The sequence below is a fragment of the Mycobacterium hippophais genome, assembly GCF_027529605.1.
Lineage (GTDB): Bacteria > Actinomycetota > Actinomycetes > Mycobacteriales > Mycobacteriaceae > Mycobacterium > Mycobacterium arseniciresistens.
The window spans coordinates 103078-116774 of record NZ_JAPZPY010000003.1; the positions used below are offsets into that span (position 1 = coordinate 103078).

13 protein-coding genes are annotated in these 13697 nt (G+C 70.1%); 7 read left to right on the plus strand and 6 right to left on the minus strand.

Features of this window, described 5'->3' with window-relative positions; genetic code table 11:
- The first annotated feature begins 22 nt into the window (after window positions 1-22).
- From O6P37_RS09065 to O6P37_RS09080, 4 genes are read left to right on the plus strand one after another with little or no spacing between them, the layout of a single operon-like run.
- The gene (locus tag O6P37_RS09065) at window positions 23-1729 is read left to right on the plus strand and encodes a thiamine pyrophosphate-binding protein (RefSeq protein ID WP_269893752.1); all 1707 of its coding nucleotides are present in this window, start codon (window positions 23-25) and stop codon (window positions 1727-1729) included.
- The gene (locus tag O6P37_RS09070) at window positions 1707-2372 is read left to right on the plus strand and encodes an SRPBCC family protein (protein ID WP_269894147.1); all 666 of its coding nucleotides are present in this window, start codon (window positions 1707-1709) and stop codon (window positions 2370-2372) included. The genes O6P37_RS09065 and O6P37_RS09070 overlap by 23 nt, the downstream gene beginning before the upstream one ends.
- Before the next feature lie 5 nt (window positions 2373-2377).
- Complete coding sequence (locus tag O6P37_RS09075) at window positions 2378-3388, plus strand: 3-oxoacyl-ACP synthase III family protein (protein ID WP_269893753.1); 1011 nt, start codon at window positions 2378-2380, stop codon at window positions 3386-3388.
- Window positions 3388-4422: a pyridoxal phosphate-dependent aminotransferase gene (locus tag O6P37_RS09080; protein WP_269893754.1), complete on the plus strand. Its 1035-nt coding sequence runs from the start codon at window positions 3388-3390 to the stop codon at window positions 4420-4422. Before O6P37_RS09075 ends, O6P37_RS09080 begins: the two co-directional genes overlap by 1 nt.
- Window positions 4423-4443: 21 nt before the next feature.
- Here O6P37_RS09080 and O6P37_RS09085 read toward each other — a convergent pair whose 3' ends face one another.
- Window positions 4444-5112: a potassium channel family protein gene (locus O6P37_RS09085; RefSeq protein WP_269893755.1), complete on the minus strand. Its 669-nt coding sequence runs from the start codon at window positions 5110-5112 to the stop codon at window positions 4444-4446.
- Window positions 5113-5194: 82 nt separating this feature from the next.
- Between O6P37_RS09085 and O6P37_RS09090 the strand changes: the two genes are divergently transcribed.
- The gene (locus O6P37_RS09090) at window positions 5195-6691 is read left to right on the plus strand and encodes a potassium/proton antiporter (protein ID WP_269893756.1); all 1497 of its coding nucleotides are present in this window, start codon (window positions 5195-5197) and stop codon (window positions 6689-6691) included.
- A 55-nt stretch (window positions 6692-6746) separates the two neighbouring features.
- Window positions 6747-7247, plus strand: coding sequence for a MarR family winged helix-turn-helix transcriptional regulator (locus O6P37_RS09095; RefSeq protein WP_269894148.1), 501 nt, complete (start codon window positions 6747-6749; stop codon window positions 7245-7247).
- Between the two features lie 3 nt (window positions 7248-7250).
- Here O6P37_RS09095 and O6P37_RS09100 read toward each other — a convergent pair whose 3' ends face one another.
- Window positions 7251-8471: a GAF domain-containing sensor histidine kinase gene (locus O6P37_RS09100; protein WP_269893757.1), complete on the minus strand. Its 1221-nt coding sequence runs from the start codon at window positions 8469-8471 to the stop codon at window positions 7251-7253.
- Window positions 8468-9130 carry a response regulator gene (locus O6P37_RS09105; protein WP_264011126.1) on the minus strand — a complete coding sequence of 221 codons (663 nt, stop codon included), beginning with the start codon at window positions 9128-9130 and terminating at the stop codon, window positions 8468-8470. Before O6P37_RS09105 ends, O6P37_RS09100 begins: the two co-directional genes overlap by 4 nt.
- A 98-nt stretch (window positions 9131-9228) precedes the next feature.
- Between O6P37_RS09105 and O6P37_RS09110 the strand changes: the two genes are divergently transcribed.
- Window positions 9229-10053, plus strand: coding sequence for an HAD family hydrolase (locus O6P37_RS09110; protein ID WP_269893758.1), 825 nt, complete (start codon window positions 9229-9231; stop codon window positions 10051-10053).
- On the opposite strand, the gene mmsB is transcribed toward O6P37_RS09110, so the two are convergent.
- The 3 genes from mmsB to O6P37_RS09125 are packed head-to-tail and all read right to left on the minus strand — an operon-like array spanning window position 10042 to window position 13651.
- Complete coding sequence (mmsB, locus tag O6P37_RS09115; RefSeq protein ID WP_269893759.1) at window positions 10042-10914, minus strand: 3-hydroxyisobutyrate dehydrogenase; 873 nt, start codon at window positions 10912-10914, stop codon at window positions 10042-10044. The genes O6P37_RS09110 and mmsB overlap by 12 nt on opposite strands.
- A gap of 45 nt (window positions 10915-10959) precedes the next feature.
- A complete protein-coding gene (locus tag O6P37_RS09120; protein WP_269894149.1) occupies window positions 10960-12117 on the minus strand; it encodes an acyl-CoA dehydrogenase family protein in 1158 nt (385 codons plus the stop codon).
- Between the two features lie 13 nt (window positions 12118-12130).
- Entirely contained in the window at window positions 12131-13651 is a 1521-nt protein-coding gene (locus O6P37_RS09125) for a CoA-acylating methylmalonate-semialdehyde dehydrogenase (protein ID WP_269893760.1), read from the minus strand.
- Window positions 13652-13697 lie beyond the last annotated feature (46 nt).

Here is a 13697-nt window from a genome sequence, read left to right on the forward strand (position 1 = left end):
GTGACGACGACAGGTGAAACCCATGGCCAGTGCGCACCGGGTGGTCGACCACATCGTCGGCCACCTCGCGGCGATGGGGGTCACCCACTTCTTCGGTGTCGGCGGCGCCAACATCGAGGATCTCTACGATGCGGCGCACCGCCGCGAGGACATCACCGCGGTGCTGGCCAAACACGAATTCGGCGCCGCCACGATGGCGGACGGCTACAGCCGGGCCGGTGCGCCACTCGGCGTGGTGGCCGCGACATCGGGCGGCGGCTGCCTGAACACCGTTCCCGCACTGGGGGAGTCGCTCGCCAGCCGGGTGCCGGTGTTGGCGCTGTTGGGGCAGCCGTCGACCGCGCTGGACGGCCGCGGCGCGTTCCAGGACACCAGCGGCCGCAACGGCGCACTAGACGCCGAGTCGCTGTTCTCCACGGTGTCGTTGTTCTGCAGGCGGGTGCTCACACCGGAGGCCGTCCGCACGGCACTGCCTGCCGCGATCGCCGCCGCCCGCACCGGCGGACCGGCGGTGTTGTTGCTGCCCAAAGACATTCAGCAGGCATGGCTGAGTGATCTGAACGGCGTCCCCGCGGTGGCCGAGGACCGGCGGGCCGGCGACCCGCACCCGATCGCGCGGGCGGTGCGCGCCGCGGCCGGCCCGGTCACCATCATCGCCGGTGAGCAGGTGGCGCGCGATGACGCCCGCGCCGAACTCGCCCAACTGCGCTCGCTGCTGCGGGCCCGGGTGGCCTGCGTGCCAGACGCCAAGGACGTGGCGGGAACGCCCGGGTATGGGTCGTCGTCGGCACTCGGGGTGACCGGAGTGATGGGCCACCCCGGGGTCGCCGACGCGGTGGCCGGCAGCGCGCTGTGCCTGGTGGTCGGTACCCGGTTCGCGGCTACCGCGCGCAGCGGCCTCGAGAAGGCACTGGCGACGGTGCCGACCTATTCGATCGGTTCCGCACCGACTTATCTGGCGTGCACCCACGTGCACACCCAGGACCTGCGTGCATCGCTGTCGATGCTGATCGCGGCGCTGTCCGGCACCGGTCGCCCGCAGCGGTTGCGGGTACCGCCTGACACGCCGCGCGCCGACTTGCGGCCACCGCCTCACCACGGGCCCGGCGTCCGCTACCGCGACGCGATGGCCGCACTCGACGCCGCACTGCCCGAAGGGGCCGACATCGTCGTCGACGCGGGCAACATCGGCGCGGCCGCCATCCACCACCTGCCCGTGCGGCGCGATGGCCGCTTCGTTGTGGCGCTCGGCATGGGCGGGATGGGATACAGCTTCGGCGCGGGCATCGGGGTCGCGTCGCACCGCCGACGGCGGACCGTGGTGATCGCCGGCGACGGCTCGTTCTTCATGCACGGCATGGAGATCCACACCGCGCTGCAGTACCGGCTGCCGGTGACCTTCGTGCTGTTCGACAACCACGCCCACGCCATGTGCGTCACCCGCGAGCAGCGGTTCTACGGCGGCCGCTACAGCTTCAACAGATTCGGCGCCAGCCGGCTCGGGGCGGGCCTGGCCGCGATGTTCCCCGGCCTGCCCGCGGTCGACGTCGACCACCTCGACACGCTGCCCGGCGCGCTGGTCACGGCCCTGGCCGTCGACGGCCCGTCGGTGGTCTCCGTCGAATGTTCGGCCGACGAGATCCCGCCGTTCGCCGCCTTTCTCGACCGATCCGGCCAACCACCCACCAGAACGGAGACCCGTGCCGATGTCCATTACCGCACTCGCTGACATCACCGCTCATCGCGGCACCACCGAACCGATCGACGGCCTCATCCGCATCGAGACGTCGCCGAGGGAGAAAGCCACCCCCCTCATCATGGACATGATGCGGTCGGTGTACCCGCACGACGAGGTGTTCGGCGAGTACTGCACCGTCAACGGCTTCGTCGACTGCCCGCCCGACGACCTGTTCGACTACCTGGCCGACACCCGATGCCTGGCCGAATGGACCTACAGTCTGCGCGATTTCAAGCCCACCGAGGACCCGGACCTGTGGCTGGCCTACGATCGGCTGGGCTCCGAGACCACGATCTACACCCGCACCGTGGCCGACCGCACGGCCAGGACGGTGGACTACCACTGCGCGTGGGACCAGGGCCGCCACCTGTGGATGATCTACCTGATGCGGGTCGTCGACGCGCAGGTGGTGTTCGACCGGCCCGGGTCGGTGGTGCTGTGGACCAACTGCCGCCACCCGTACTACGACCACAATCCCTACCCCGAGGCGGCGCCGCCGCAGCGACCGGTGTGGGTGGGCGACTTCTGGGACATGTTCGGCGCAGGCCACCGGCTGGAACTTGACAACCTGAAGGCGATCGCCGAGTACCGGCACCGCAACGGCCTGCCGGTGACGCCGGACTGGACGCGGTGAGCCTCGTGACCGCGAGCCTGATCGACGTGTCGACGTACCTGCCCGGCGAACCGATCGGCGCCGAGTACTACGCCAGGCACGCCGAATCCGACGAACTGCGCGACAACCTGATGTTCCGGGCGCCGCGGTGGCGCCACCACGTCGCCGAGGACGAGACCGCCGTGGACATGGTCGAGCGGGCCGCGGCCGGCCTGCTCCAGCGGCACGGCGCCGACGTGCTCGCCCAGGTGGACGTGCTGATCACCCACACCCAGCTTCCCGACATGCCGTTCTACGGCGGCGGCGCCGCGATGGCACACCGCCTCGGTGTCAAACCCGACTGGGTGGTGGATCTGCACAACGGCGGGTGTGCGGCCTTCGTGCTCGGGCTCAAGCTGGCGCGTCAACTGCTGACGTCGGGCGAGGGCCGGTGCGCGCTCGTGGCCGTCGCACAGAACTCGGCGGGTCAGGTGTTCGACCAGCCGACCGTACGCCGCCGGGCGCAGGCAGCTGTGCCCGGTGACGGCGCCGCCGTCGGACTGGTCACCCGGTCCGAAGAGTCACCGATCCTGGACGTGGTGTGCCGCACCTACGGCGAGTACGCCGGCGAGATGACCATCTCGACGGATCCACCGCGCAAGTGGTGGCAGCCGGGCCCGGGCGAAGGCTGCATCGGATTCACCGAGGGCAGGATCACCAAGGTGCTGGCCAGGGGCAACCGGCAGGTACCTGAGGTCTCGCTGGCGGTGTGCAAGCGAATCGGTCTGCCGCCCAGCGACATCGGCCTGTTGATCACCAACCAGCCCAACCGGGTGTTCCTGCGCAACTGGCGGGAAGCGCTTGAACTACCCGCATCCCGGCATGTCGACACGTTCGACGAGTGCGGCAACCTGTTCGCCGCGGGTATTCCGGTGAACCTGGACCGGGCAATCAGTGACGGCCGGCTCGAGACGGGCGACGTCGTGCTGATGGCGGCGTTCGCCCATGCCGGCGACTTCGCCGGCGCCGCGGCCGTGCGCTGGGGTGGGCGGGGCTGATGGGCAGCCCGCGCCGGGCGCTCGACGATGCGGTGGCCGCACTGCCCGACGCGTCGGACCCGCTTGCCCTGTCCCTGAACGAGAGTCCGTTCCCACCGTTGCCCGCGGTGCGGGCGGCGATGATCTCCTCGATCGACGCCGCCAACCGGTATCCGCCGTTCCTCCCCGAGCGGCTGCGCGCGCTGGTGGCCTCTCGCGTCGGGGTCGCCGACGATCAGGTGGTCCTCGGCGTCGGCGCCACCGGCGTCATCATGCAGGTGCTGCAGGCCGTCACCGCGCCCGGCGACACCATGGTGATGGCGTCGCCGACATTCGACGGATATCCGATCTTCGCCGCGACGGCGCGACTGATCTCGGTGGCCGTCGCGCTCGACGTCTACGGATACCACGACCTCGACGCCATGGCCGAGGCGGCCCGCACCGCACGGGTGGTGGTGCTGTGCCGGCCGCACAACCCGACCGGCACCGTGGAATCCGCCGCCGAGGTCGAGGAGTTCCTGCGCCGGGTGCCCGCGGACACCGTGGTGATCCTCGACGAGGCCTACGTGGAATTCGTCGCCCCACACCACCGCATCGACGCGGCGGACCTGGTGCGGCGCTACCCCAACACCGTTGTGGTGCGCACCTTCTCGAAGGCGTACGGGTTGGCGGGCGTACGGGTCGGCTACGCGTTCTGCGCGGCGCACCTGGCCCGCACGCTGTGGACGTGGCAGCTGCCGTTCGGCATCGGCAGCACCGCGATGGTGGCCGTCGCGGCCTCCTATGACGCCGAATGTCAACTCCAGCAACGAGTCCGGGCCATCACCGCGGAGCGCCGGCTGCTGCGCAGGCGGCTGCGATCGGTGGGTGTACACAGCACCGATGCCCACGCCAACTTCGTGTACCTGCCGCCGCAGCGCCCGTGGCGCGACGTGTTCGACGGCACCGGCCCGCGGGTGCGCCACTACGCCGACGGCGGAGTGCGGATCACCGTCGGGAACAGGCGGTCGACCAGGGCGGTGCTGTCGGCGGTGGCGGGTTCGGACCGGGTCTAGCCCACATCCGGCCGCGCGAGCCTAGGGCCGGTGCACGGCCGCGCGGATCACATCCTCGGCGTCGGCGTCGGCGACGAACCACAACTCGTCACCGGCGCGCAGCACGTCCGCGTGCGGCGGCAGGATCACCTGCTCGTCGCGCACGATCGCCACCAGCGCGCTGTTCGCCGGCAGCGCCACGTCGCGCAGCCGCCGTCCGATGAACGGGTTGTCGCCGGGATCCTCGCGGGGCAGCCGAAGCGTCGACACGTCCGCCCGCCCCCGCAGTCCCATCAGCGGCACCAGGTGACCGACGTCGATGGCGCCCTCCACGATCGCCGCGATGGCCTGCGGGGTGGACACCGCGACGTCGACACCCCAGGACTCGGTGAACAGCCACTCGTTGCGCATGTCGTTGACCCGGGCCACCACCCGCGGCACCCCGAACTCCGTCTTGGCCAGCAGCGCGGCCGCCAGGTTCACCTTGTCGTCACCGGTCGCGACGATCACCACATCGCAGGTCTGCAGCGCAGCCTCCTCGAGCGCCGCCAGCTCGCACGCGTCGGCCAGGAACCAGTCGGCGCCGGGCACCGTCGACGGCTGATACTTCGCCGGATTGCGCTCGATCAGCAGGATCTTGTGACCGTTCTCGACGAGCTCGTTCGCCACCGACCGGCCGACCGCCCCCGCTCCGGCAATCGCGATACGCATGGTGTTCTCCTTCGCCGTCTGAACCCATGGTGACCGACCGGAGGGCGCGGCGCGGCATCGGTACTGAGATACTGACCGCAAGATGACGCTGCAGCAGCTGTACGTGACGCTGCTCGCCGGTGGGCTCGTCTTGCTGGCGAGCATCGTGGCGACACGGGTGGCCACCATCGTCGGGTTGCCCAGTCTGCTGCTGTTCCTCGGGGTCGGCGTGTTGCTCGGTGAGGACGCCATCGGGCTGCAGTTCGACGACGCCGCGCTCGCACAGGCGTGGGGCACAGCGGCGCTCGGGGCGATCCTGGTCGAAGGCGGCCTGACGACACGGTTCTCCGACATCCGCGACGTCATCGCGCCGGCAGGCGTGCTGGCCACCGTCGGCGTCGCGGTCAGCACCGGGATCACCGCCGTCGGCGCGCACCTGCTGCTCGGCCTCGACTGGCAGCTCTCGCTGCTACTCGGCGCCATCGTGTCGTCCACCGACGCGGCCGCGGTGTTCTCGGTCCTGCGGGTGGTGCCGCTGCCGAGGCGCATCGTCGGACTGCTCGAGGCGGAGTCCGGCTTCAACGACGCTCCCGCACTCATCCTCGTGTTGCTGTTCAGCTCGGTCCCCCTGAGCCTGTCGCCGGGTGCGGTCGCCACCACGCTGGTTTACGAGCTCGGGGTGGGCATCGCGATCGGGCTGGGCTGCGGATTCGTTGGCGCGTTGGCGCTTCGCCGCATCGCGTTGCCCGCCTCCGGCTTGTATCCGCTGGCCACCTTCGGGTTGGGCATGGTGGCCTTCGCCGCGGCTGGAGCGTTGCACGCCAGCGGCTTCATCGCCGCGTATCTGGCCGGCCTGGTGCTGGCCAACTCCGGCCTGCCGCACCGCTCGGCGATCCGATCCTTTGCCGAGGGCGCCGGCTGGCTCGCCCAGATCGGGCTGTTCGTACTGCTCGGACTGCTGGTGTCGCCGGACGAGCTGCCGCGCGACCTGGTGCCCGCCCTCGTCGTCGGGCTGTTCCTGCTCCTCGTAGGGCGTCCGGTGTCCGTGATGACGTCGCTGTGGCGCTTCCGGGTGCCGTGGCGCGACCAAGCGTTCGTGTCGTGGGCGGGGCTGCGCGGCGCGGTGCCGATCGTGTTGGCCACCTATCCGATCGTCGAGAAGGTCCCCGGTAGCGAGCGGCTGCTCAACATCGTCTTCATCCTCGTGGTGGTGTTCACGCTGCTGCAGGGTCCGGGTCTGCGGACGGTCGCCGGCCGGCTCGGGTTGATCTCGCCCGACGCCACCCGCGAGATCATGGTCGAGTCGGCGCCGCTGGACGTGCTCGAGGCCGAACTCCTGACCATGACCGTGTCGCCCGGCTCCTCGCTGCGCAACGTCACCGTGCTCGAATTGCGGCTGCCCGACCCGAGCGTCATCACGCTGATCATCCGCGAGGCGCGGCCGTTCGTACCGCAGCCCGAGACCCGCATCCAGATCGGCGACGAACTGCTGATCGTGACCACCTCCAAGACGCGGGAGGCCGCCGAACGCCGGCTGCGCGCGGTGAGCCGGCGCGGCCGGCTGGCGCACTGGTTCGGCGAGTACGGGCTCCCCGACTGACCCTGCCCGCTCGGCCGTGAGCCGGCCAGTTCATGCGGTATGAAGAGGCGTGGCCATCCAACCCTCCGACCGCCGCGACCCGATCGGCCTGGCGCGTGCCAACTGGGAGGACGCCGGCTGGGGCGAGGTCGCCGACGGGATGGTGGCGGTGACGTCGGTGATGCGGGCCCACCAGATCCTGCTGGCGCGGGTGGAGACGGCGCTGCGACCCTACGACCTGAGCTTCTCGCGCTTCGAGCTGCTGCGGCTGCTGGCGTTCAGCCGCAGCGGCGCCCTGCCGATCACCAAGGCGTCGGACCGGCTGCAGGTCCACGTGACCAGCGTGACCCACGCGATCCGGCGCTTGGAGGCCGCCGGCCTGGTCGAGCGCATCCCGCATCCGACCGACGGACGCACCACGCTGGTGCGGATCACCGATCTCGGCCGCTCCACGGTCGAGGACGCCACGGTGACGGTCAACAATGAGGTGTTCGCCGACGTCGGCCTGACCGTCGAAGAGTCCCGGGCGCTGGCCGCGTTGATCGAGACGCTGCGCCGCCATGCCGGTGATTTCTGACCGTCAGTCGGGTGCAGTCGTCGGCAGCGGGATGGTGGCCGTCACCGCGGTGCCCGCCCCGGGCCGCGACCGGATGTTGAGCCTGCCACCGACGATCTCGGCGCGTTCGGCCATGGACAGCAGGCCGTAGCCGCCCATCTCGTCGCTGCCCAGCGGGTGCTCGAACGTGTCGAAACCGATTCCGTCGTCCACGATCTCGAGCTTGGCGACGTCGCGCGCGTCGGCCACGGAGAAGGTCAGCCGGGCGGTGGCGGCCCTGGCGTGTTTGACGACGTTCTGCAGGCACTCCTGCGCGATGCGGTACAGCGCCAGCTCGATGTGGTCGGGCAGCCGGACCTCGGCGAGTTCGACCTGGATCTCCACCTGGGGGATCGACCGGGCCAGGCTGGCCAGCCCGCCGGCCAGCCCGAGGTCGTCGAGCACCGGCGGCCGCAGGTTGCCGATGGCGGCGCGGGCCTCGCCGAGTGTCAGGTCGACGAGTTCGCGGGCCATGCCCAGCTGTTCGGCCGCACTCGCCGGATCCGCCGCCCTGGCGGCAGCGTCGAGCCGGTAGGACAGCGTCACCAGCCGCTGGGAGATGCCGTCGTGGATGTCGGCGGCCAGCCGGCGGCGCTCCATCTCCTGCGCCTCGATCACCTGCTCGACGAAGTTCTCGTGGGCGCGTTCGCGGGCCACCAGCTGGCGGTGCAGCCGCGCCTGATGCAGCGCACCGGCGATCAGCCGCCCGATGACCAGCAGCAGTTCGACGTCGCGGGCGGCGAACTCCCGCCGCGCGACGGTGTGCACGTTGAGCACGCCGACCAGACCGCCGGGATCGGTCTCCATCGGCACCGACACCATCGAGGTGAAGTCGCGCCCGCGCAGCGACTCGAACGGCATGTAGCGCGGGTCGGACTCCTTGTCGTCGGCGATGATCACGGGTTCGCGATGGCTGGCCACCCAGCCCGAGATGCCCTGCCCCAGCGGCAGCCGGATCTTGCCGACCTCGCTGTCGAACGGCGGCGTCGCACCGGCCAGCGTCAGCGACCGTTCGGTGTCGTCGAGCACGTGCACGAAGCACACGTCGGTGGCGGTGGCGGCGGTGATCATCCTGGCGGCCGCCGCGGCTAGCGGTTCGACGCCGGGACCGCTGGAGGCGGCCTGGATCAGCTCGCGCAGCAAGGCCAGCTCCCGGTCGGCGGCCAGGGCGTACTGACCGAGGTCGCGCACCGCGTGCGGCCTCACCGGTAGATGCCCTCGCGCAGGGCGGTGGCCACCGCGCCGGTGCGGTCGCTGACCCCGAGCTTGCGGTAGATCGACCGCAGGTGGCTCTTCACGGTCTCGTCGCCGATCACCAGCTTGCCGGCGATGCCGCGGTTGGACAGGCCGTTGACGACGTAGGACAGGATCTCGCTCTCCCGCTGGGTGAGGCCTTGGCGGGCGCCGGGCCAGAACTCGTCGCGCTGCAGGCGGGCCGCGGTGTCGACCGCCCGCGCGGCCATCGTCGGGTCGATGGCGGTCTCGCCGCCGTGCACGAACTCCAGCTGGCGCACCAGTTCGTCGCTGCCGATGCTCTTGAGCAGGTATCCCGATGCGCCCACCCGCAAAGCCTGGAACAGGTACTGCTCGTCGTCGTAGACCGACAGCATCACCACCTTTTGAGCAGGGTCACGCTCGCGAAGCTGCAGGCAGAGGTCCAGGCCGCTGGCGCCCTGCATCCGGACGTCACACAGCACGATGTCCGGTTTGAGGTCGTCGATCACGCCGACCGCGCGCTCGGCGCCGACGGCCTGTCCGACCACGGTCACCCGGTCGTCGAACGCGGCGAGCATGGCCTTGAGGCCTTCGATGACCATCTCGTGGTCGTCGACCAGCACGAGGCGCACCGGGGAGGCCATGGCCATCACCTTAGGGCCGCCACCCAGCGTGGTAGCGCAACTTCGCGCCGCCAATCCCCCCAATGGGGGAGGCGCGGGCCTGTGACGTAGACCACTGTTGTCGCATGCCCTCCACCGAGCAGAGAACATGGCGCGCCGGTCGATTCTGGTGGGACGGCGGCCACGCCGCCGATGCCGACGACTCCAGGCTGCAGGCACTCGTCTTCGACCTCGACGCGCTCGCCGACGTCGAGTTCGAGGTGCACCGCAAGGTCTTCAACGCCGCCTTCGCGGCCCATGGGATGCCGTTCAGCTGGTCGGTGAGCCGGTATCGGCAGCTGCTGGCCCTGAGCGACGAGCGGCAGCGCGTCACCGCCGAACTACGCAAGCGCTGCGTCGGCACCGAATGCGACGTGCTGACCGAACTGCTCGCCGACGAGATCTGCGCCACCAAGGCGATGATGTTCGACGAGATGATCGCCGAGGCCGACCTGGCGCCGAGGCCGGGGCTGGTCGACCTGGTGCAGGACGCCTTTGCCGCCGGCGTGCCGGTCGCGGTGGTGTCCGGCGGACGGCGCGCCGTGGTGGAGCCGCTGGTGCGCCAGCTTGTCGGAGAAGGCCTGGTCGAGGTGCTGGTCACCGCCGACGACGTCAGCACGCCTGCGCATCCGCACGACCCGCATGGCGAGGCGCACCAGCATGCGCTCGCCGAACTCGGACTGCCCGCGCGCAGCGTGCTGGCGATCGCGGGGTCGCCCGCCGGGCTGCGGCGGGCGAACTCCGTCGGGATGGCGACCGTGCTGATCGATGGCGCCGGCGGATGTGACATCCCGGCCGCCGCCGCGGTGCGCGCGGACTACATCGGCGCGGGCACCGGTGGTGCGCTGCGGATCGCGGACTGTCAGCGCCTGCACTCGCGCTGGAGCAGCCGGCGGCGGTCAGCCGCGTAGCTTCTCGATCACCGCGCTGAAGTCCTTGTCGGCGTGTTCGGCGGCGAACTCCGCGTAGATCTCGGCGGCGTGGGTTCCGAGGGGTGCGGCCGAGCCGGTGGACTGCACCGCCGCCATGGCCAGCCCGAGGTCCTTGTTCATCAGCGCGGTGGCGAAGCCCGGCTTGAAGTCGTTGTTGGCGGGTGAGGCCGGAACCGGCCCCGGCACCGGGCAATTGGTGTGGACGGCCCAGCAGTTGCCGGTCGCACCGGTGATCACGTCGAACAGCGACTGCGCGGGCAGGCCGAGCTTCTCCGCGAGCACGAACGCCTCGCCGATGGCGATCTGCTGCACGGCCAGCACCATGTTGTTGCACAGTTTCGCGGCCTGGCCGGCCCCGGACGCCCCGCAGTGAATGATCTTGCCCGCCATGGGGTCCAGCACCGGCCGGGCCCGCTCGACGGCCGCATCGTCACCGCCGACCATGAACGCGAGGGTGCCCGCGGACGCACCCTTGATGCCGCCGGACACCGGCGCGTCGATCTGGGCGAACCCGAGGTCAGCGGCCTGACCGTTGATGGCCCGTGCGTCGTCGACCGAGATCGTGGAGGTGTCGATGAACAGGGTGTCCGGCTTGGCCGCGGGCAGCACCTCCGCGTAGCAGGCCTTGACGATGTCGCCGTTGGGCAGCGAGCTGATCACCACGTCGGCTTCGGCGACGGCGGCTGCGCCGCTGTCGAACACTGTGGCGCCCTTGGCCTGTGCGGCCGCCTTGGACGCGGCGACCGGATCGAAGCCGCGGACGTCGTGACCGGCGGCGAGCAGATTCGCCGCCATCGGGCCGCCCATGTTGCCCAGTCCCAGGAACGCGATCGTCGCCATCTGTCTATTTCCCCTGTCGCTTCGCTCTGATCTCTGGTTCTCCGGTCACGACGCGCGGGCCCGGCCCGCCGCGGCCCGGCCGATCACCACGCGCATGATCTCGTTGGTGCCCTCGAGGATCCGGTGCACCCGCAGATCGCGGACGATCTTCTCCAACCCGTACTCCCGTAGGTAGCCGTACCCGCCGTGCAACTGCAGAGCCTGGTCGGCCACCTCGAAGCACGCGTCGGTGACGTAACGCTTCGCCATTGCGCACAACTCGACCCGATCTGGGTGGTCGTCGTCGAGCGCCGCCGCCGCCCGCCACAGCAGGATCCGCGACGTCTGTAGCGCGGTGGCCATGTCGGCCAGCGTGAATCGGATGGTCGGCTCGTCGAGCAACGCACCGCCGAAGGCCTGGCGGTCGGCCAGGTACCCGGCCGCCTTGTCGTACGCCGCCTGCGCACCGCCCAGCGAGCAGGCCGCGATGTTGATGCGGCCGCCGTTGAGGCCCTTCATCGCGATGTGGAAACCTGTCCCCTCACCCTCGGCGCCGCCTAACATCGCGTCGGCAGGCACCCGGGCGCCGTCGAAGATCACCTGCGCGGTGCGCTGGGCGTTCCAGCCCATCTTCTGCTCCGCGGCGCCGAAGCTCACTCCCTCGGTGTCTGCCGGCACCACGAACGCCGAGATCCCGCGGGGGCCATCGGCTCCGGTGCGCGCCAACACCACGTAGACGTCGGAAGTGCCCGCCCCCGAGATGAACTGCTTGACTCCGTCCAGCACCCAGCCGTCGCCGTCGCGCACGGCCTTGGTGCGCAGCGCGCTCGCGTCAGAACCCGCCCCCGGTTCGGTCAGGCAGTAGCTGGCGATGGCCTCCATGGAGGCCAGCCGCGGCACCCAGGACTTGCGTTGTTCCTCCGTGCCGAACGTGTCGACCATCCACGCGCACATATTGTGGATCGACAGGAACGCCGCGATCGTCGGGTCGGCGGTGGCCAAACCCTCGAAGATGCGTACGGCGTCGATGCGTCGCAACCCGCTGCCACCGACGTCGTCGCGGCAGTAGATCGCCGCCATGCCGAGTTCGGCGGCTTCCCGCAACACGTCGGTGGGGAAGTGGTGGGTCTCGTCCCACTCCAGAGCGTGTGGCGCCAGGCGCTTCTCGGCGAACGCGGCCGCCGTCTCGGCGATCACTCGCTCGTCGTCATCGAGGCCGAACAGGTCCATGGATCCGTTATTTCATCGTAGGGATGACGAACTCGGCGCCATCCTTGATGCCCGACGGCCAGCGCTGAGTGACGGTCTTGACCTTGGTGTAGAACTGGATCGACGCCGGGCCGTGCTGGTTCAGGTCGCCGAAGCCGGAGCGCTTCCAGCCGCCGAAGGTGTGGTATGCCACCGGTACCGGGATCGGCACGTTGACACCGACCATGCCGACCTGGACCTTGGCCACGAAGTCTCGGGCGGTGTCGCCGTCGCGGGTGAAGATCGCCACCCCGTTGCCGTATTCGTGTTCCGACGGAAGAGCCAGTGCCTCTTCGTAATTCGAGGCGCGCACGATGCACAGCACCGGGCCGAAGATCTCGTCGGTGTAGATCGACATGTCCGGGCTGACGTGGTCGAACAGGGTGGGGCCGATGAAGTAGCCGCCCTGCAGGTTCTGGTCGTCGAAGGTGAGGTCGTCACTGGCGCGTTCGCGGCCGTCGATGACGGCTTCGGCGCCGGCATCGACGCCCTGGCCGATGTAGTCGCGCACCCGCTCGAGTGCCGCGCCGGTGACCAGTGGACCGTAGTCGGCCTTGGGGTCCAGGCTGTGCCCGACACGCAACTGGTTGACGCGCTCGACGAGCTTGTTCCTGAGGCGGTCCGCGGTCTCCTTGCCGACGGGCACCGCGACGCTGATCGCCATGCACCGTTCGCCGGCACTGCCGTACCCGGCGCCGATCAGCGCGTCGACGGCCTGGTCGAGATCCGCGTCGGGCATCACGATCATGTGGTTCTTGGCACCGCCGAAGCATTGCGCGCGTTTGCCGTTGGCTGCGGCGGTGGAGTAGATGTACTGCGCGATGTCGGAGCTGCCGACGAAGCCGACGGCCTGGATCTGCGGGTGGTGCAGGATGGCGTCGACGGCTTCCTTGTCGCCCTGGATCACCTGGAACACCCCCGGCGGCAGGCCCGCTTCGAGGAACAGTTCGGCCAGTCGCAACGGCACCGACGGGTCACGCTCGGAGGGCTTGAGGATGAACGCGTTGCCGCACGCCAGTGCCGGGCCGGCCTTCCACAGCGGGATCATCGCCGGGAAGTTGAACGGCGTGATCCCGGCGACCACCCCGAGCGGCTGACGCAGCGAGTACACGTCGATGCCGGTGCCCGCACCCTCGGTGTACTCACCCTTGAGCAGGTGCGGGATGCCGATCGCGAACTCGATGACCTCGATGCCGCGCTGGATGTCGCCCTTGGAGTCGGCCACCGTCTTGCCGTGCTCGATGGACAGCAGTTCGGCCAACTCGTCGAGGTTCTGATTCACCAGTTCGACGAAGCGCATCATCACCCGCGCGCGGCGCTGGGGGTTGAACGCCGCCCACTGCAGCTGCGCCTCCGCGGCGCCGGCGACCGCGGTGTCCACGTCGGCGGCCGAGGCGAGCAGCACCTGGGCCTGCGCCTCACCGGTGCTGGGATTGAGCACGTCCGCGGTGCGCGTCGACTGGCCGTTGGTGCGCCGGCCGTTGATGAAGTGTGGAATCTGTGTGCTCATGGAATGCCCCTACGCCGACGATGCCGATTACTTGGATATCCTAGTA